The sequence below is a fragment of the Microbacterium sp. NPDC090007 genome (assembly GCF_044748345.1).
In the GTDB taxonomy this organism is placed as follows: Bacteria; Actinomycetota; Actinomycetes; order Actinomycetales; family Microbacteriaceae; genus Microbacterium.
The window spans coordinates 908794-924942 of the sequence record NZ_JBIVFV010000001.1 but is presented as its reverse complement, the minus strand read 5'-3'; the positions used below and the strand labels follow the sequence as shown (position 1 = coordinate 924942).

Annotated in this window: 21 protein-coding genes; 6 read left to right on the top strand and 15 right to left on the bottom strand. The window is 69.4% G+C overall.

Annotated elements, in window-relative coordinates; genetic code table 11:
- Nucleotide 1: 1 nt before the first annotated feature.
- Entirely contained in the window at nucleotides 2-697 is a 696-nt protein-coding gene (locus ACIPVB_RS04340; RefSeq protein WP_400367296.1) for a GTP pyrophosphokinase family protein, read from the bottom strand.
- A 41-nt stretch (nucleotides 698-738) separates the two neighbouring features.
- Nucleotides 739-879: a hypothetical protein gene (locus ACIPVB_RS04335; RefSeq protein ID WP_400367294.1), complete on the bottom strand. Its 141-nt coding sequence runs from the start codon at nucleotides 877-879 to the stop codon at nucleotides 739-741.
- 116 nt (nucleotides 880-995) lie between these two features.
- Here ACIPVB_RS04335 and ACIPVB_RS04330 point away from each other — a divergent pair, with 116 nt between their 5' ends.
- Nucleotides 996-1340 (top strand): hypothetical protein, encoded by a 345-nt coding sequence (locus tag ACIPVB_RS04330; RefSeq protein ID WP_400367292.1) that lies wholly within the window; start codon nucleotides 996-998, stop codon nucleotides 1338-1340.
- A gap of 3 nt (nucleotides 1341-1343) precedes the next feature.
- Here the strand turns inward: ACIPVB_RS04330 and ACIPVB_RS04325 are convergent, their stop codons facing one another.
- On the bottom strand, nucleotides 1344-1661 hold the full coding sequence (locus ACIPVB_RS04325; protein ID WP_055959437.1) for a hypothetical protein: 318 nt from the start codon (nucleotides 1659-1661) through the stop codon (nucleotides 1344-1346).
- A gap of 110 nt (nucleotides 1662-1771) precedes the next feature.
- On the opposite strand from ACIPVB_RS04325, the gene ACIPVB_RS04320 reads away from it, so the two are divergent.
- Nucleotides 1772-2083 carry a hypothetical protein gene (locus ACIPVB_RS04320; RefSeq protein WP_400367290.1) on the top strand — a complete coding sequence of 104 codons (312 nt, stop codon included), beginning with the start codon at nucleotides 1772-1774 and terminating at the stop codon, nucleotides 2081-2083.
- 1 nt (nucleotide 2084) lies between these two features.
- Here the strand turns inward: ACIPVB_RS04320 and ACIPVB_RS04315 are convergent, their stop codons facing one another.
- Both ACIPVB_RS04315 and ACIPVB_RS04310 read right to left on the bottom strand, forming a co-directional pair.
- Nucleotides 2085-2339, bottom strand: a complete 255-nt coding sequence (locus ACIPVB_RS04315) for a hypothetical protein (protein ID WP_400367288.1) — start codon at nucleotides 2337-2339, stop codon at nucleotides 2085-2087.
- Between the two features lie 91 nt (nucleotides 2340-2430).
- On the bottom strand, nucleotides 2431-2958 hold the full coding sequence (locus ACIPVB_RS04310; RefSeq protein WP_400367286.1) for a MarR family winged helix-turn-helix transcriptional regulator: 528 nt from the start codon (nucleotides 2956-2958) through the stop codon (nucleotides 2431-2433).
- A gap of 138 nt (nucleotides 2959-3096) precedes the next feature.
- On the opposite strand from ACIPVB_RS04310, the gene ACIPVB_RS04305 reads away from it, so the two are divergent.
- Entirely contained in the window at nucleotides 3097-3585 is a 489-nt protein-coding gene (locus tag ACIPVB_RS04305; RefSeq protein ID WP_400367284.1) for a MarR family transcriptional regulator, read from the top strand.
- Nucleotides 3586-3644: 59 nt separating this feature from the next.
- On the opposite strand, the gene ACIPVB_RS04300 is transcribed toward ACIPVB_RS04305, so the two are convergent.
- Nucleotides 3645-3884, bottom strand: a complete 240-nt coding sequence (locus ACIPVB_RS04300; protein WP_400367282.1) for a DUF3072 domain-containing protein — start codon at nucleotides 3882-3884, stop codon at nucleotides 3645-3647.
- Between the two features lie 79 nt (nucleotides 3885-3963).
- On the opposite strand from ACIPVB_RS04300, the gene ACIPVB_RS04295 reads away from it, so the two are divergent.
- On the top strand, nucleotides 3964-4929 hold the full coding sequence (locus tag ACIPVB_RS04295) for an alpha/beta fold hydrolase (RefSeq protein WP_400367281.1): 966 nt from the start codon (nucleotides 3964-3966) through the stop codon (nucleotides 4927-4929).
- 97 nt (nucleotides 4930-5026) lie between these two features.
- On the top strand, nucleotides 5027-6130 hold the full coding sequence (locus ACIPVB_RS04290; protein ID WP_400367279.1) for an FUSC family protein: 1104 nt from the start codon (nucleotides 5027-5029) through the stop codon (nucleotides 6128-6130).
- A gap of 37 nt (nucleotides 6131-6167) precedes the next feature.
- Here ACIPVB_RS04290 and ACIPVB_RS04285 read toward each other — a convergent pair whose 3' ends face one another.
- The 5 genes from ACIPVB_RS04285 to ACIPVB_RS04265 form a co-directional block, all read right to left on the bottom strand.
- Nucleotides 6168-7421 (bottom strand): ADP-dependent glucokinase/phosphofructokinase, encoded by a 1254-nt coding sequence (locus ACIPVB_RS04285; protein ID WP_400367277.1) that lies wholly within the window; start codon nucleotides 7419-7421, stop codon nucleotides 6168-6170.
- A 6-nt stretch (nucleotides 7422-7427) separates the two neighbouring features.
- Complete coding sequence (locus ACIPVB_RS04280; RefSeq protein ID WP_400367275.1) at nucleotides 7428-8291, bottom strand: ketose-bisphosphate aldolase; 864 nt, start codon at nucleotides 8289-8291, stop codon at nucleotides 7428-7430.
- 33 nt (nucleotides 8292-8324) lie between these two features.
- Nucleotides 8325-9224, bottom strand: a complete 900-nt coding sequence (locus tag ACIPVB_RS04275) for a carbohydrate ABC transporter permease (protein ID WP_400367272.1) — start codon at nucleotides 9222-9224, stop codon at nucleotides 8325-8327.
- Between the two features lies 1 nt (nucleotide 9225).
- Complete coding sequence (locus tag ACIPVB_RS04270; protein ID WP_400367270.1) at nucleotides 9226-10155, bottom strand: carbohydrate ABC transporter permease; 930 nt, start codon at nucleotides 10153-10155, stop codon at nucleotides 9226-9228.
- Between the two features lie 72 nt (nucleotides 10156-10227).
- Nucleotides 10228-11520, bottom strand: coding sequence for an ABC transporter substrate-binding protein (locus tag ACIPVB_RS04265; RefSeq protein ID WP_400367268.1), 1293 nt, complete (start codon nucleotides 11518-11520; stop codon nucleotides 10228-10230).
- A 223-nt stretch (nucleotides 11521-11743) separates the two neighbouring features.
- Between ACIPVB_RS04265 and ACIPVB_RS04260 the strand changes: the two genes are divergently transcribed.
- Nucleotides 11744-12550, top strand: coding sequence for a DeoR/GlpR family DNA-binding transcription regulator (locus tag ACIPVB_RS04260; protein ID WP_400367266.1), 807 nt, complete (start codon nucleotides 11744-11746; stop codon nucleotides 12548-12550).
- Nucleotides 12551-12556: 6 nt separating this feature from the next.
- On the opposite strand, the gene ACIPVB_RS04255 is transcribed toward ACIPVB_RS04260, so the two are convergent.
- The 4 genes from ACIPVB_RS04255 to ACIPVB_RS04240 all read right to left on the bottom strand — a co-directional run bounded on the left by ACIPVB_RS04255 (nucleotide 12557) and on the right by ACIPVB_RS04240 (nucleotide 16042).
- Entirely contained in the window at nucleotides 12557-13666 is a 1110-nt protein-coding gene (locus ACIPVB_RS04255; RefSeq protein WP_400367264.1) for a PQQ-dependent sugar dehydrogenase, read from the bottom strand.
- Between the two features lie 137 nt (nucleotides 13667-13803).
- Nucleotides 13804-14619: a DUF1206 domain-containing protein gene (locus tag ACIPVB_RS04250; RefSeq protein ID WP_400367262.1), complete on the bottom strand. Its 816-nt coding sequence runs from the start codon at nucleotides 14617-14619 to the stop codon at nucleotides 13804-13806.
- Nucleotides 14620-14635: 16 nt separating this feature from the next.
- The gene (locus ACIPVB_RS04245; RefSeq protein ID WP_400367261.1) at nucleotides 14636-15316 is read right to left on the bottom strand and encodes a phosphatase PAP2 family protein; all 681 of its coding nucleotides are present in this window, start codon (nucleotides 15314-15316) and stop codon (nucleotides 14636-14638) included.
- 126 nt (nucleotides 15317-15442) lie between these two features.
- On the bottom strand, nucleotides 15443-16042 hold the full coding sequence (locus ACIPVB_RS04240; protein ID WP_400367259.1) for a TetR/AcrR family transcriptional regulator C-terminal domain-containing protein: 600 nt from the start codon (nucleotides 16040-16042) through the stop codon (nucleotides 15443-15445).
- Nucleotides 16043-16149: the final 107 nt, after the last annotated feature.

Genomic DNA, 16149 nt, shown 5'->3' with positions numbered 1-16149 from the left:
CCTATTCTGGTGCGCCGGGGGCGAGGGGGACCACCCCGGGCCGAGCGCCGCGGATCTCGCGGTGGAGTCTTTCCATCCGGCTGTCCAGCTCGGCGGCGGTGACGGCGGCGTCCTTGAGCTCGGCGAGCAGCTCGTCGGGGACGAGGCGGTCGTACTTGTAGTAGATCTTGTGCTCCAGGCTCGCCCAGAAGTCCATCGCGATGGTGCGGAACTGCACCTCGACCGGGACGTCGACCCGTCCGGTCGACAGGTACACCGGCACCTCGACGATCACGTGCAGACTCTTGTACCCGTTCGCCTTGGGCCGCGCGATGTAGTCCTTCACGTCGCGGACGGTGATGTCGTCCTGCCGGGTGAGCAGCTTCGACAGCCGGTAGGCGTCGTCGACGAACGAGCAGGTGACCCGGATGCCGGCGATGTCGGTGATCGCCGCGCGGATCGACTCGAAGTCCGTGTCGATGCCCTTGCGGCGCACCTTGTCGACCAGGCTGTCGGGCGATTTCACCCGACTCGAGACGTGCTCGATCGGGTTGTAGTCGTGCATCTCCTGGAATTCCTCGCGGAGGATGGAGATCTTGGTCTCGACCTCGGCCAGCCCGAAGCGGTACTCCATCAAGAAGCGCTGGAACTCGTCGCGCATCGCACGCAGCGCCGCACCGGAGACGGTGATCTGCTGATCGTCCAGCGGGTCGGCCATGCCCCCACGCTAGCGAGGGTGACTACGAGGTCGCTGAAAACTCAGGTCCGCGGCGGCTCGGACGCGCGAGGGACGAGTTCGCCGTCGACGACGTCGATGCCGATCAGTCCCTGGAAGACGTCCGGGAGGTCGTCGGGGTCGTCCGCTGGTTCGGGATGCCGCGGAGTCGGGGGATGCGTCACGGTGCCCTCCTTCCGTGCTCATCCTCACTGTGACACGCCCGGGGTCGCACAGACCCCGTCTTGACACCCGCCACCCCGCCGCCTATCCGACGCCCGCGCTGGCGTATCGTGGCCGCATGGGGACCATTCACTACGGGGGAAGCGGCACCACGGTCCACATCGAGGACCGCGCTCTGGCCCATCTGAAAGTCGTGATCTCGACCAAGCTGCGTCGCGGCGAGAGCTTCACGCTGTCGTGGCGTCACCGCGACGACGAGGAACGCGGTCGCAGCACGCTCTGGCTGCACCCCGCCATCCCGCTGCGGTTCGTCTTCGATGCAACCGAACCCACCACGCTCAGTCGGGAGTGGATCGAACGTCTCGCCGACAGCGCGAACTCATCGGGCGGCATCATGCTCGTACCCGAGGACATCACCCCGACCGAGCAGGGCGACCCGGTGGACCGCCGCGAGAAGGGTTGAGCCTCAGCCCTCTTCGACGTGCGCGTCCTCGCTGGGCTCGGGCGTGATCGCCAGGCCGTTGGGGCCGGAGGCCGCGAGCATGAGGTCCTCGACCCAGACGCGGTTGATGCGCGGCTGGCGGCTGCCGTAGAAGTGGAACTGGATCGGCACCGACGGGTGCATCCAGAAGCTCCGACGCCCGCTGCCGTCGCCGACCTCGACGTCGAACATGAACGACTCCGAGCGGCGCAGCTTGTTCATCACGACGATGCGCAGGTGCGCGAGCGTGCGGTCGTCGATGTCGACGGCGTTGGCGACGGTGTCGTAGATGAATCGGCCCATACCTGCGAGCCTATCCGAGGAACGCACCCTCATCCGCTTTCCGGGATGCCACGTCGTCGAGACCGAAGCAACCCCGGGGCTCACGCAGACGGCACGACTAACGTCGCGGTGTGGGAACCCTTTACTACGGCGACGTCGCGACTCCGATCGAGATCGAGGATCGCGCGCTCGCGCACGTCAAGGTCGTCGTCGCGACCAAGCTGCGCCGCGGAGAGAGCTTCACTCTCTCGTGGACGCACGGTCCCGGTCAGGAGGTGGGGCGGACCACCGTGTGGCTGCACCCGTCCATCCCCCTGCGGTTCGTCTTCGACGAGCCCGAGCCGGCCGTGCTCAGTCGCGCGTGGATCGAGGCGCTCGCCGCCTCGGCGAACTCCTCCGGCGGCCTGCTCCTGGTTCCGGAACCCGGCGCGCCCGGGACGTGACTCAGGCGGAGAATTGGCCGAGGATCTCGCGCGCGCCCTCTTCGACCGCCGTCGGGACGACCAGCGGCCGACCGGCCGAGAACGCCTCCCACTCGCGCAGCACGATGGCTTCGACGTGCACGGGGTCCTCGCGGGGGTAGGCGGCGCACAGACGCAGGACGACGTCCTCGAACAACGCCACCTCGACGCCGTCGACCACGTCGACGACCCCGGGGGCGCGGTCGGACGACGGCTGGTGCGCAATGGTGTCGTCCATAACCACATGCTTTCACGGCCATCGGCGAGGGCCTAATGATCTCGAGGAAAGAAGGCCGCCTACCTTCTCGGTCGCCTGACTACCTGACGACTCAGTGGGCGGCGGCAGCGTCGACGGGGTGCGGATCGACCTGGTCGACGGCATCCTGAAGGCGCCCGAGGCACGCGATGACGGCCGAACTCTCTTCGGGGGTCATGTCGACGACCGCCGCCATCATGCGCGCGTGCATGGATCCGAGCGTTTCGCGCACCTCCTGGTCGCTCGCCGCGGTGGCGACGATGAAGATGCTGCGCCGGTCGGTGGGGTGCGGCACGCGCGTGACATGGCCCGACTTCTCGAGACGGTCCACGATCGCCGTCGTCGACGCGGTCGAGACCCCCAGGTAGCGGGTGAGCTCGCTCGGCGAGACCTGTCGCTGCTGACCGGCGGCCTTGAGCAGATAGCGGAGCACCAGCAGCTCGTTCTCACCCATCGACATCGATTCGCGCGTGCGACGACGCATCGCGACTTCGGCGGCACGGTAGACGCGGAAGGCCTGGAGAACATCGACGGCGCGACGACGACGGTCTTCGTCACTCGCGCCATACCAGTAACGCGACGAATCCGAACCGTTTTCCACCAGGGCATCCTACGTCAGGACCGCCCGTCTAGCCCCCTGCCGACCGCCATGGCAGACAGGTACCATGGTGAGTAGAACGGTTACCTACTTGATTGGTACCGAAGACACTAGCGCACCGAGAAAACCGGGGGAGGCGACATGAGACACTCAGCGACAGCGGACGACGTGGTGAAAGCGCTCAACGACCTCACCGATTCGGGCGTCGCGTCCGAGCGCGCGGCTCTGAGTTCACTGGGCATCGGTCCGAACGACGCCAAGGTCCTGCGATTCCTGCTGCAGCGCGAACCGGACGACGAGCCCGTGACCCCGCGCCTGCTGGCGTCCATGCTCGGCATCTCGTCCGCGGCGACCACCGCGCTCATCGACCGTCTCGCCGAAGCGGGATGGGTCGAACGCGAGCCGTACCCGGGCGACCGCCGGTCGATCGTCGTGCGCGAGAAGATCGACCTCGATTCCCCCGCCCGCCGCATCCTGTCGGTCCGCCGCGCGTCGGCGGTCGCCGCCGCGGCACGACTGGGCCCGGCCGAGCGGCGGATCGTGGCCGATTTCCTGGACGACATCGCCCGCGGCGAGCGCGCCGACATCGACGGCATGTCCGCCGAGGAGCACTCCGCCCGGACCGCCTGAGCGCGCTCCCGACAGAAGGAGCCCCCGCGATCGCCGATCGCGGGGGCTCCTTCACGTGGTCACTCGCTCGAGCGGCCGGTCTCGGACTGCAGCCGCTCGATCTGCTCCGAGGCCTCGGCCTTGGTGAGGTCGGCGGGGATCTCCTCGCCCGCCTGGCGCGCGAGCGTGTCGAGGTAGCTGCGCTGGGGCGCCGTCATGGGCTCATCGCCCGTCACCCAGTCGGACGGGTCCTTCTCGGCGGGGTTGTCCCCTTCGCGGGTGGCGCCCAGGGTCTCTTCTTCACGGGAGGAATCACTCATCTCGGAAGGTTAGGCGCGATCAGCGTCGCGATACCCCGGGATTGACAGGGCGCCCAGGCGGGTGCGGGATGCTTGTCCGATGACCGACGACTCCGCGCCCATCGACGTCCAGGTCGAGACCCATCGCCGCGACGGGGTGCGCACACGGGTGACTCGGACGTCGACAGGGGTGAAATCCGATCGCGCGTTCGTCCTCGTCGCCGGCGTCGGCGTCGCCGCGACCTACTTCGAGTTCCTCGCGCCGCTGCTCGCCGAACACGGCGAGGTCTACAGCCTCGATCTCCCCGGATTCGGCGGGGTCCCGGCATCCGGGGAACAGCCCACCGCGTCCTTCTTCGCCGACCAGGTCGAGGGGGTCCTCGATGCCTACGGGCTCGACGACCCGGTGTTGCTCGGGCACTCGATGGGGACGCAGGTCGTGACCGAGGTGCTCTCGCGCCGTCCGCAGCTGTCGCACGCCGTACTCGTGAGCCCCGTCGTCGACGAGTCCGAGGCGAACGCCCTCGTGCAGGCGGTGCGCTTCGTGCAGTCGACCGCGCGCGAGTCCATCCACATCGCGCTCCTGGCGTTCTCGGCCTACCTCCTGTGCGGCATGCTCTATTTCCTCGAGGTGCTGCCCCACATGCTGCGCTACCGCATCTCGGACCGCATCGGTCTGGGCCGCGCCCGCCTGCTGCTGCTCCGCGGTGAGTTCGACCGCCCCTCGCCCCGCCGTCTGCACTCGCGTCTCGTCGCCCGCGCGCACGAGGCGCGTCGGTGGGAGATCGAGGGAGCGGCGCACTGCGTCGTCAACAGCCACGCGGTGGGCGTCGCGCGACTGGTCGTGCGCCACATCGACGACGATCTGCCGGTGAAGGGGCGGATGCCGGCGGCCGAGGCCGCGGTCCCTCCGGCCGCGCACGCGGACCTGAGCATGGTGCTGGGGGCGATGGCGAGCCGCTTCGCGGAGTGGATCAGCGCGGCCCGCAGGGACGAGGGCGGGGTCGAGCGCGCCAAGGCGCGTCACGCGAAGGTGCTGTGGCGGGCCTATCGGCCGAAGGGCTGAGAGATACCACCGGCCCCGACGATGGCAACCCCCTCCGTCGGGCCGACGTGCCGCGGCACCATGGGAGGGTGCCGACTCGCCCCCGCACTCAGCCCTCGTGAACGTGCCCGCCGCCCTCGACCCCCGACGATGGTGGGCCGACGCGGTGGCGCCCGAGCGTCTGCTCCTCGCCGCCAAGACCGCGGCCGCCGCGGCGCTGGCGTGGTACCTCGCCCCGTTCGTCCCGCTCGCCCAGAGCGAGTACTCGTACTACGCCCCGCTGGGCGTGCTGGTGAGCATGTACCCCACGGTCGCGCGCTCCGCATCGAGCGGTCTGCAGGCGATCGTCGGCCTCGCCCTGGGGATCGGCCTGGGTCTGGGCAGCCTCGCGGTCGTGGGCACGGGTCTGCCTCGGATCGTCGCGGTGGCAGCGGTGATCCTGATCGGCGTGCTGCTGGCGGGCGTTCGCGCCCTCGGGGTCGGACGCGACTGGGTCGCGATCGCGGGCCTGTTCGTTCTGCTCCTGGGCGGAGCGGACCCCGACGGCTACTCCCTCTCGTACCTCATCACCATGGCCTTCGGCGTCATCGTCGGCGTCGTCGTCAACCTCGTCGTCGTGCCCCCGCTGCGGGTGGCGCGCGCCGACGACCGCCTCACCGCTCTGCGTGACGACCTCGGCGCGGCCCTGCACCGCATCGCGGACGCGCTGGCCGGACGGACCTTCGCGCCGGACGTCGCCGACGCGGCGACGGCATCGCTGACCGCGACCCTGGCCGAGGTGCGCGAGGAGGTCGACCTGGCCGACGAGAGCCGCCGCTACAACCCGCGCGGCCGGCGTCTGCACGCTCCGCGCGATCTGAACCGCCGACGCCTGGACGCTCTCACGGGTATCGCCGATGCCACGCGCGAACTGTCGGCGGCGCTCGGCCGGCTCACCGCCGGCCCTGGCGTCGACACCCGTGTGCCGCCATCGACGCGTCGCTCGCTCGCCGAGGCCGTTCAGGCCGTCGCCCGGCTGGTGACGGCCCCGCCCTGGCCCGACGCGACCGTCGCGCCCCTGCGCGACGCCGAGGCGGCACTGACGGGATACACCGATCGCCTGCGCGACCTCGCCCCCGAGGACGAACCGCTCGACGCGTGGGACGCGGCGGTGAGCCTGCGACGGGTCATCGCGGCGTGCGGACCGTTCTCGGATCCGGATGCCGACACGGCGGCGCGGTGACCCCCGGCCCGGCGCCCGAGCGGCCGGTCGACGGCGGTCAACGGCCCGCGCACGCGGCGTCGAGAGCCCTCTCCAGCGACGCGGCGGTCGCGAGACGCGCTGCCGAGGGTACGGCGGCCAGGAACCCGCCGACGAACGTGTCGCCGAGACCGATCGTGGTGGGGTGTGCGGTGTCGACGACATGGGCCGCGACCCCCGCGGACGGCAGCACCCGCTCGACCGCGGAGACGACCGCCCTGCCGCCCTCGTGCCGCGGCAGCCGCGCCGTCTCGTCCAGATCGCCGGCCGTGCACGCGTCGCCGAGCCGGTACCGGGTCGCGGCCGTGCGTACCGCGCTCTCGAGCGCCACCCGATGCCGCGCGGCGGCGGGGCCCACCGCGATCGCCCAGTATTTCGTGTGCACGACCAGTGCGCGGGCCGGAATGATGCGGTGCACCTCGGCGAGCGCGGCCACCACGTCGTCGGGGGCGAGCAGATCGACCGGACGATCGAGGTACTCCTGCAGCTCGTCCTCGTTCATGCCGTACACGTCGATGCGGTCGAGCAGTCGTCGACGCACCCGCACCGACAGCTCTCGCCGGTAGAACCCGGCGTCCTCGTAGTAGACCAGGGCCTCGGTGGGCAGGCGGCGCATGGCGTGGGCGAGGTCGACCAGGCGCCGTTCGAGCAGCTCGGCGTCCTGCATCGTGTTGAACCCCGACACCAGGAACGCCGAGGCCTGCGCGAGCGCCTCGCCGAGGTCGGCGGCGATCGCCATCTCGCGGTTCGGCGCGTCATTCGCGAAGATGATCCGGTTCGACGCGGGCGCCGTGACCTGGCCGTCGGCCAGCCGCACGGTCGCCCCCTCGGGGTACTGCACGATCAGGTGGGGATCCAGGGTGTCGCGGGTGGCCGACGACACCACCCGCATCGACGCCGGCAGCAGGCGTCGGACGTTGTCGTCGATGCTCACGAGGTGCTGGACGGTCGGCACGCCGATGCGGTCGAGGGCGATGCCCGCGCGCACCCCCGTTCCGCCGAGGGTGATCCTCGTGTCGAAATGCCGCGAGAAGGCCTCGACGATCTCACTGGAGAGGACGAAGCGCTCGCCTCCCCCGCCGGCGGCGAGGAAGGCGAGCACCGTCACGACGAGGGCGCGTTCGTCGATGATCGGCGTCGTGGTGGTCAGCTCGTCGAAGCGGATGCCGTGTCCCCGAGCGAGAGCGGTGAGCACCTCGGCATCCCATCGGATCTCGTAGTCGACGGTCCCGCCGAGCCCGAGGACGAGGTCGTGCGCCATGACGCCGGTCACTTCCCCTCAGTACAGGTCGGCCTTGCCGGCGGCGCCGAACAGGTCGATCTTCTCGGCGGCGGTGACCTTCATCGCCGCGATGCACTCGGGCTGGATCGCGTTGGGTTCGCGCAGGCGCCGGTCGGTGCCGAGCACCTCGCGCATGCGGTCGTGGTAGGCCACCTTGATGTCGCTGGAGATGTTGATCTTGTTGATGCCGAGGGACACGGCGCGGGCGAGTTCGGCATCCGGGTTGCTGGACCCGCCGTGGAGGACGAGCGGGATGCCGACGGCGGCCTTGATCTGCTCGAGCAGGTCGTGGCGCAGCTCCGGGTTCTTGTCCGAGGGGTAGAGCCCGTGCGAGGTGCCGATGGCGATGGCCAGGCTGTCCACGCCCGTCTGCTCGACGAAGCGCACCGCGTCGTCGACGTTGGTGTAGATGATCTCGGCCGCGCCCGACTCGCCGTAGCTGTCGTTCGCACCGATCGTGCCGAGCTCGCCCTCGACCTGCACGCCCACCGCGTGCGCGGCCTCGACGACCTTGCGGGTGAGGGCGACGTTCTGCTCGAACGGCTCCAGCGACGCGTCGATCATCACCGAGGTGAAGCCCGCCTGAATGGCCGTGACGATCTGGTCGTAGGTCCCCCCGTGGTCCCAGTGGATGGCGACGGGGACGCTCGAGCGGTGTGCGCGGGCGTGCATCGCGGGGAGCAGGTCGGTGGTGATGTGCGAGACCTCGTCGGGGTGGACGGCGATGATGACCGGAGCGTTCTTCTCCTCGCTGATGTCCATGATCCCGGTGAACATCGCCCAGTCGCTGATGTTGAAGGCCGGGATGGCGAAGCTGTGGGCGTTCGCCACGTCGAGGATGGACTTGCCGGTGTAGAGCACGGATTTCTCCTTGGTAGGGGTGGATAGGCAGGATCAGCTCTTCACCGAGCCGGCCGTGAGGCCGCTGATGAAGAAGCGTTGGAAGAAGAGGAAGAGAACCAGTACCGGGATCGAGCCGAGGATGCTCATCGCCATGATCTGGTTCCACTCGTAGGAGTGCTGCCCCATGAGCAACTGGATGCCGATCGGCACCGTGCGCATGTCGATCGTGCGCGTGAGGGTCAGGGCGAAGAGGAACTCGTTCCACGCGATCATGAACGTGTAGATGCCCACCGACACGATCCCCGGGATCGAGATCGGCACGAGGACGCGCCAGAGCGCGGTGAAGGAACCGGCGCCGTCGACGCGGACGGCTTCGTCGAGCTCCTTCGGCAGGGTGTTGAAGTACCCGGTCATCATGATGATCGCGTAGGGCAGCGTGAACACCATGTAGGTGAAGATCAGGCCCGGGTAGGTGTTGTACAGGCCCAGTCCGACCATGAGCCCGAAGTAGGGGATGAGCAGGGTGATCGGCGGCACCGCCTGGACGCTGACGATGATGACGTTGACGATGCGCTTGCCGCGGAACTCGAAGCGACTGAAGGCGTAGGCCGCCTGGATCGCGACGAGGAGCGTCAGGATCGTCACCGCCCCGGCCACGACGTAGCTGTTGATGAAGAAGCGCACCGTCTCGGGGTTGGTGAAGATCGCCGCGTACGCGTCGAACGAGAAGGTGTCGGTGACAAGGCGCGGCGGCAGCTCGAAGATCTGGGTGTTCGACTTGAACGAGCTCGACAGCATCCACAGCACGGGGCCCGCCGCGAACACGGCTCCGAGCAGAAGACCGATGAGCACGCCGGCCGAGGCGATCCGTCGACGCGCGACGGTGCGGGGTGCGCGCTGCCGCGCGGGAACGGGCGTGACGCGCGGGCGCGCGGGGGTGGTCAGGGCCATGTCAGTCCCTCGCCTTCTGGTGGCGGACGTAGAGCACCGCGACGATCATCGACATCGCCAGCACCAGCACCGCCGAGGTGGAGGCCATGGAGAAGTCGTACTGCGCGAATGCGAGCTTGTAGGTGAAGGTGCTGAGCATCTCGGTGACGTCGATGGGACCGCCGCCCGTGGTGAGCCAGATCAGGGCGAACTGCTGCGACGTCCAGATCAGGTCGAGCAGCACGAGGCTGACGATGATCGGGCGCAGCTGGGGGACCGTGACGTTCCAGAACCGCTGGACGGGACTGGCCCCATCGACGGTCGCGGCCTCGTACAGATCGCTGGGGATGCCTTGCAGCCCCGCGAGCAGGCTCACCATGAAGAACGGGTAGCCGGCCCAGATGTTGATGAAGGTGACGGTTCCCAACGCCAGCGACGGCGAGGCGAGCCACTCGATGTCGGTGTCGAGCAGGAAGTTGATGATCCCGTTGGGGGCCAGGAGCATGCGCCACAGCACCGCGATGACGGCGACGGTGAACAGCCAGGGCAGGACGTACAGGCCGCGAAAGATGGCGCGGGGCACGGCGCCGATCAGACGGCTGTTGAGCAGGAGGGCGAAAGCCAGCCCCAGGACGAGGTGAGCAGCGACGCTGGTCAGGGTGAAGAAGAGGGTGTTGCCGGTGGCTTTCCAGAAGCCCGGGTCGGTGAGGATCGCGACGTAGTTGTCGACGCCCACCAGTTCGGGGCTCCTGTTCAGGATGACGTTGTCCTGGAAGGAGTAGCCGATGACCATCACGATCGGGACGATCATCAGGACGAACAGCAGGATCAGGGTGGGCGACAGGAAGACGTACGCCTCGCCCGCCTTGCGGAGCTGCCGGGTGCGGCGCGAAGCCGGTCGCCCGGTGACGATCACCTCGGTGTCGGGGGGAGTCAGGGTGCGCATGGTCATGGTGTGCGGCTTTCGATGAGCGGGATGCCGCACCACCCGCTGAGCGGTGCGGCATCCCGGGTCAGCGTCGGATCAGAACTCCGACGTCCATTCGTCCTGCGACTTCTGCAGCGCGTCGCTCAGCGACTGCTGCCCGTCGAGCGCGGACTGGAACTGTTCGCCGAACTGGCGCATGAGCTCCTCGGCGACGGGAAGGCCGGTGAACTCGTTCGCCGGGTACCCCTCCGTGTAGATGTCGAACGCCGTCTGGAACAGCTCGTCGTCCTCGACGAAGGTCGGCACGCTCTCGGTGTTGCCGGGGAACGCCTTCGCCATCGTCGACAGCTCGCTGTTGACGTCCTTACCCATCAGGAACTGCACGAGCTTGAAGGCGGCGTCCTTGTGCTCGGAGTTCTCGGCCACGCCGATGCCCCATGAGGCGTACGGGATGCCGCGCTCGCCCGAGAAGCCCTCTTCGGCGGGGATCGCGGAGATCGAGAACTGCAGGTCGGGGTTGGACTCGCGGATCAGGTTGATGTGGGCGAGCGAGTCGATCATCATGCCGACCCGGCCGTTCGTGAACTCCTCGACCTTGTCCTGCTCCTTCATGGTGAAGGATCCGGGAGCGATGACCCCGTCATCCCACAGCTGCTGGATGAAGTCGGTCGCCGACTCCACGTCCGAGTTGGTCAGGTCGGGCTGGCCGTCCTGGAGCATCGAACCGCCCGAGGCCCAGACCCACGACATGACGTCGTTCTGCACGCCGTTGGGGGCTTCGAGCGAGAGCGGGAGCACCCAGCCCGAGACGTCACCGCCGAGCGCCGAGATCTTCTTGGCCGCGTCGGCGAACTCGGCGCGCGTCGAGGGCGGGGCGGTGACCCCGGCCTGCGCGAGCAGTCCGTCGTTGGTGAACATCGGGTAGACGAAGTTGACCACGGGGATCATGTACGTGCTTCCGTCGACCTTGATCTGGCTGGCGAGCTGGCTCTCGTCGTAGCCGGAGTCGCTCATGAGCTGCGACAGGTCGGCGATGACGCCCTGCTGGGCGAAGTCGCTCACCCAGGCGCCGTCGAGGCCGACCACGTCGGGCATGGTGCCCGAGGCGGCCCCGGCGAAGAGCTGCTCCTTCGTCGAGGCGTAGGGGCCGCTGACCAGGTCGACCGTGATGCCGGGATTCTCCTGCTCGAACTGGTCCATCAACCCCCGGAACTCGCCGTCGCCGAGCTCCGGCTCCCACCACTGCGCGAACTCGATCGTGACGTCTCCACCCTCGGCGGGAGTGGCGCCGCTCGACGAGCACCCCGCCATGGCCAGGAGGGTCGTGGCCGCTGCTGCGGCACCGACGAGCTTGATGGCGTTCCGACGCCGGCGCCCGCTGTTGTCCATCGTTTCTCCTCGTTGAGATTTGCTGCATTTCGCGCTGTTCTGCGCGTTCTTGCATCTTTCAGCACGAGTATGCGCCGTCTTGCGGCAGCGGTCAAGATGGCGATGCACATTCGTGACAATCGCGGCAGACAACGGCGGCCTTTCGGGGATTCAACTGCCGTTACCTGCTGTTTTCCCACCCGTTCTGCTGATTTCCCTGCGACGCTGTGCTAGATATGACGGCATGGACGCACCCACAGCCATGACGAAGCGGCGCTTGCCGGCAGGCCGCAAGGCCGAGCTGGCCGCCTACGTCGCCGACACCGGACAGGTCACCGTCGTCGACCTCGCCTCGCATTTCGGCGTGTCGATCGACACGGTGCGCCGCGATCTCGACCAGCTCGATCGCGAGGGCATCGTCGTGCGCACGCACGGCGGGGCCGTCAGCGCCATGTCCGTCCCCGGCCGCGACCGCGGGCTCGACGTGCGCCTGCAGATGCAGACCGCAGAGAAAGAGAGGATCGCCGCGCTCGCCGTCGACCTCGTCGAGGACGGGTCGGTCCTCATGCTCAACGCCGGCACGACGACGCTCGCCGTCGCCCGTGCGCTGCGCAACCACCGCGACCTGACCATCGCGACCAACAATCTGCGGATCCCGGCCGAGATCTCGCCGTCGGTCTTCCGCGACCTCTTCATCTTCGGCGGGGCCGTGCGCACCATCACGCAGGCCACGACCGGACCGGTGACCCTCGCCACGAACTCCCACGCCCCCGACGTCGATATCCGTGCGGACTACGCCCTCATCGCCGTCGGCGCGGTGGACGGCTCGGGCTTCTCCACGAGCAACCTCGGCGACGCCACGATGATGACCGAAATGATCCAGAAGGCCGATCGCATCGCGATCCTCGCCGACTCCACGAAGCTCGACCGTCGCCTGTTCGCGCAGATCGCCCCACTCGAGAAGGCGGACTACCTCATCACCGACGCTCCGCCGTCGGCGCAGCTCGCCGCGGCCCTCGCCGAGGCGGGGGTCACCGTGCTGACCCCCTGACCACCCTCAGTCGCGCTCGAGTGGGACCCGCAGGATCGCGTCGGTGTCGCCGCCGCTGCGGTCGGTGTCGCTCGTGACGACCCAGAGGCTCCCGTCCGGCGCGGCGACGACGTCGCGCAGCCGGCCGAATTCGCCGACGAAGAAGTCCGCGGCCGAGGACGGATCGCCCGTGGGCACGACGCGAACGCGCTGTCCGCGCAGGTTCGCGATCACCACCGCGCCGTCCACCACCGCCAGTCCACTGGGGCTCGCCTCGGCGGGGGCCCACTGCTGGACGGGATCGACGTACCCCTCCCGCCCGCCGATGCCCTCGACCTCGGGCCAGCCGTAGTTCGCCCCGGGCGCGATGACGTTCAGTTCGTCCCATGTGTTCTGGCCGAACTCCGACGCGTACATCGTGCCCGCGGCATCCCACCCGATCCCCTGCGGATTGCGGTGGCCGAGGCTCCACACGGGCGAGCCGGCGAATGGATTGTCGGAGGGGACCGCACCGTCGGGCGCCACCCGCAGGATCTTGCCGCCGAGGGAATCCGGGTCCTGCGCCGCATCCGGCTCGGACGCGTCGCCCGCCGTGATGTACAGCATGTCGTCGGGTCCGAAGGCGATGCGCCCGCCGTTGTGGATGTTCGCCGAGGGGATGCCGTCGATCACCGTCTGCGCCGACCCCAGGCGCAGCGCCCCCGGTGCCCCCTCGAGCGGCAGCCGCAGCACGCGGTTGTCGTCCGCGGTGGTGGCGTACGCGTAGAGGTATCCGTCGCGGGCCGCGATGCCGAGCAATCCGCCCTCGCCGCCCGGCGTCGCGCTCGGGATCTCGCCGACCACGCGCGTGCCGCCGTCGAGCACCTCGAGGATCTCGCCGGTGTCACGCTGGCTCACCAGGGCCGTACCGTCGGCGAACGCCACCGACCACGGCGTGGTCAGGCCCTCGACCACCGGGGTCGGTTCACCGAGCGAGGGCGTGGCTTCGGCGGCCGTACCGCTCGAGGGCGCACGGGAAACCGCAGGAGCCGCCTCCGTCTGCCTCTCCGGCGCGCATCCGGCCAGCGCGGTCAACGCGACGACGGCGAGGCCCGCGAGCCCCGCTCGATGACGCCGGGAACAAGAGCTGTCGGTCATGGGGTCTCCTCGTCCGTGCGGTACCTCCGGCTTATCCGACCCACCTGGACGGCGGATGGGGGTTGCCCCCGCACTCACCGGGTCGCCGCACCGCTGCTCGTCGCCGGGGCCCGGCAGCGCTTCCGGTGACCGCGGCGTCACATCCGGGCGTAACGGGCGCGGGCGAAGCAGAACAGCCCGTAGACGACGAGGCCCGCTCCCACCAACCACAGCACGAACTGCCCGAACGGCAGGTCCGCGAGCGCGCGCAGACCCGCGTCCAGGCCGCCCGCCGCGTTCGGGTCGTGGGTGAAGGCGGCGACGAGGAACAGGATGCCGGCCACCCCCACGGCGATGCCCTTGGCGACGTATCCCACCACCCCGAAGGTGCGGATACCCCGCCCGGTGGTACCGCCGGGACTCGAGATGTTCTTCATGAACGCCTTGGTGATGCCGCGGACGACGAACGCGACGCCGATCGCGGTGACGACGAGGCCGATGATCACGAGGATCACCAACCCGCCGGGCGACGCCATCAACTGTGCGCTGAGCGTCCGGGTCTGCTCGCCCGAGTCGGAGCGCCCGCCCGTCAGCACCGTCAGGGCCGTGACGCCGATCGCTGCATAGGCCACCGCCGTTCCCACGTACTTGGCGCGGTGCGCCCAGCGCTTCTTGCCGTCCGGATCGCGTTCGGCCACGGCATCCGCGACCTGCCACACCGCGAGGGCGGCGAGACCGATCACGATGACCCACAGCAGCAGCATGCCCGCGGGCGCCTCGGCCACTCGCTGCACCGCCCCGCTCTGGTCGGCGTTGTCGCCCCCGGATCCGGTCGCGATCGAGATGGCGATCGCCCCGATCAGCAGGTGCAGCAGTCCGAGGACGACGTATCCGATCCGCGCCGCGACGCGGAAGGCGGCGGAATCCTGGGCCTTGTCGGCGGCGGAGGAGGCAGAGGCGGCTGCAGAACTCATCCGGCGAGGCTAACGCTCAGCCGGCCCGTTCGACCCCCCGTTGCGCACGACGAGCGCGCCACACCTCGATCAGCGCCCAGACGATGGTTGCCACGGCAACCCCCTCGAACAAGCCCGCCGTCACGTCCGACAGCCAGTGCGCGTGCAGGTAGGTGCGACTCCACATCATCAGCACGACCCACACCGCCCCGGCGCCCCAGATCCACCGGCGCCGCAGGATCAGCGCCAGGGTCACGGCGATCGTCGTCGCCACCGCGGTGTGCCCCGAGGGGAACGACGTCGCCTGGATCTCGGCGAGCGAGTCGAGGGGACGGGCACGGGCGATGACCGCGGCGAGCGGAGCACCGATCAGGACGACGATCGCGATGGATGCCGCGACGTTCAGCGCGTCCCAGGGGCGCTTGGCCCACAGGAACACCACGGTGGTCGCCACGCCGATCAGGATCATGCCGATCGTGCCGCCCACGATCGCCGGGACCCAGGCGACGATGACCGCGACCGGATTCGCCGCCGCAGCCATCGCGTCGTCCCACCACCGGTCCAGCGCCAGAGGCGCGCCCCCGTCGAGGTCGACCGTCAGGCGCAGCGCGACGAACAGGACGGTCGCCACCACCCCGACCACGAGAGCCACGGGCCGGCGGTGGTCGACCCGTGGGCGATCGGGCAGGAGCGCGGGCTCGTCGGTGGTGGCATCCATCCTTGGATCGTGCCAGCCGCGACGCGACGAGGGGAAGCCGTTGCCTTCGACGCCCCGGCCGTTCCCGCGCGTCCGTCCGACGCCGACGGCGTTATCCACCCGCGCACGGAGGAACTCGACCGCGGCTCAGCGCGGCCGCGCCGAGGCGATCAGCATGTCGAGGCCGAGCTCGAACGCCCGGGTGGCCACGGGGTCCTCCGCGTCCTCTTCGGCCAGGGTCTGGAACGCCGCCGAGAAGCGCGGAAAGTCCTGCTCCTGCCCGGTCGGGTCGAACACGACCGCGGGGCCCGACATGTCCAGGACGCTGCCGAGGATGAACGACTCGAAGGCCGTGAGCAACGGGATGACGTCGCGCAGCGTCCATCCCGCGGCCTCGGCGGCCGCGGCGAAGTCCTCGTACTGGGCGAGCAGGACGGGTGCCGACGCCCGCTCGGTCATCAGCAGTGGGACCACGCGCGCGTGCCGGGCGAACGCCCGGCGGTACGACCGCGCCCAGGCACGCAACGCGTCTTCCCAGGGGAGTTCGCGCAGCGGCTTCGAGTCGATGTGGGCCGAGACCAGCGCCCGCACGTCCTCGACCATCGCCGCGCGGTTGGGGACGTGGTTGTACAGCGAGGCCGGGTTGACGCCCAGCCGGGCGGCGACGCGGCGGATGCTGGCCCCGTCCGTCCCGTGTCGGTCGACGAGCGCGAGGGCGGTGCGCGCGATCAGGTCGCGGTTGAGCAACGGCGTGTGCGGTCTGGCGATGTCGGCCTCCCCGGGGCGGTGCGAGTGCGTGTCGTCACGGTCTCTCGAGACAACTCTCGCACACTTAAAACAAACGGTGTATGTTT

Bases quoted from the DNA above. Each gene is read 5' to 3' on its own strand.
- ACIPVB_RS04245 (WP_400367261.1), bottom strand. From the start codon at position 15,316: ATGGATGCCACCACCGACGAGCCCGCGCTCCTGCCCGATCGCCCACGG.
- ACIPVB_RS04315 (WP_400367288.1), bottom strand. From the start codon at position 2,339: ATGGACGACACCATTGCGCACCAGCCGTCGTCCGACCGCGCCCCCGGG.
- ACIPVB_RS04295 (WP_400367281.1), top strand. From the start codon at position 3,964: ATGACCGACGACTCCGCGCCCATCGACGTCCAGGTCGAGACCCATCGC.
- ACIPVB_RS04325 (WP_055959437.1), bottom strand. From the start codon at position 1,661: ATGGGCCGATTCATCTACGACACCGTCGCCAACGCCGTCGACATCGAC.
- ACIPVB_RS04330 (WP_400367292.1), top strand. From the start codon at position 996: ATGGGGACCATTCACTACGGGGGAAGCGGCACCACGGTCCACATCGAG.
- ACIPVB_RS04260 (WP_400367266.1), top strand. From the start codon at position 11,744: ATGGACGCACCCACAGCCATGACGAAGCGGCGCTTGCCGGCAGGCCGC.
- ACIPVB_RS04255 (WP_400367264.1), bottom strand. From the start codon at position 13,666: ATGACCGACAGCTCTTGTTCCCGGCGTCATCGAGCGGGGCTCGCGGGC.
- ACIPVB_RS04270 (WP_400367270.1), bottom strand. From the start codon at position 10,155: ATGACCATGCGCACCCTGACTCCCCCCGACACCGAGGTGATCGTCACC.
- ACIPVB_RS04265 (WP_400367268.1), bottom strand. From the start codon at position 11,520: ATGGACAACAGCGGGCGCCGGCGTCGGAACGCCATCAAGCTCGTCGGT.
- ACIPVB_RS04340 (WP_400367296.1), bottom strand. From the start codon at position 697: ATGGCCGACCCGCTGGACGATCAGCAGATCACCGTCTCCGGTGCGGCG.
- ACIPVB_RS04305 (WP_400367284.1), top strand. From the start codon at position 3,097: ATGAGACACTCAGCGACAGCGGACGACGTGGTGAAAGCGCTCAACGAC.
- ACIPVB_RS04250 (WP_400367262.1), bottom strand. From the start codon at position 14,619: ATGAGTTCTGCAGCCGCCTCTGCCTCCTCCGCCGCCGACAAGGCCCAG.
- ACIPVB_RS04300 (WP_400367282.1), bottom strand. From the start codon at position 3,884: ATGAGTGATTCCTCCCGTGAAGAAGAGACCCTGGGCGCCACCCGCGAA.
- ACIPVB_RS04275 (WP_400367272.1), bottom strand. From the start codon at position 9,224: ATGGCCCTGACCACCCCCGCGCGCCCGCGCGTCACGCCCGTTCCCGCG.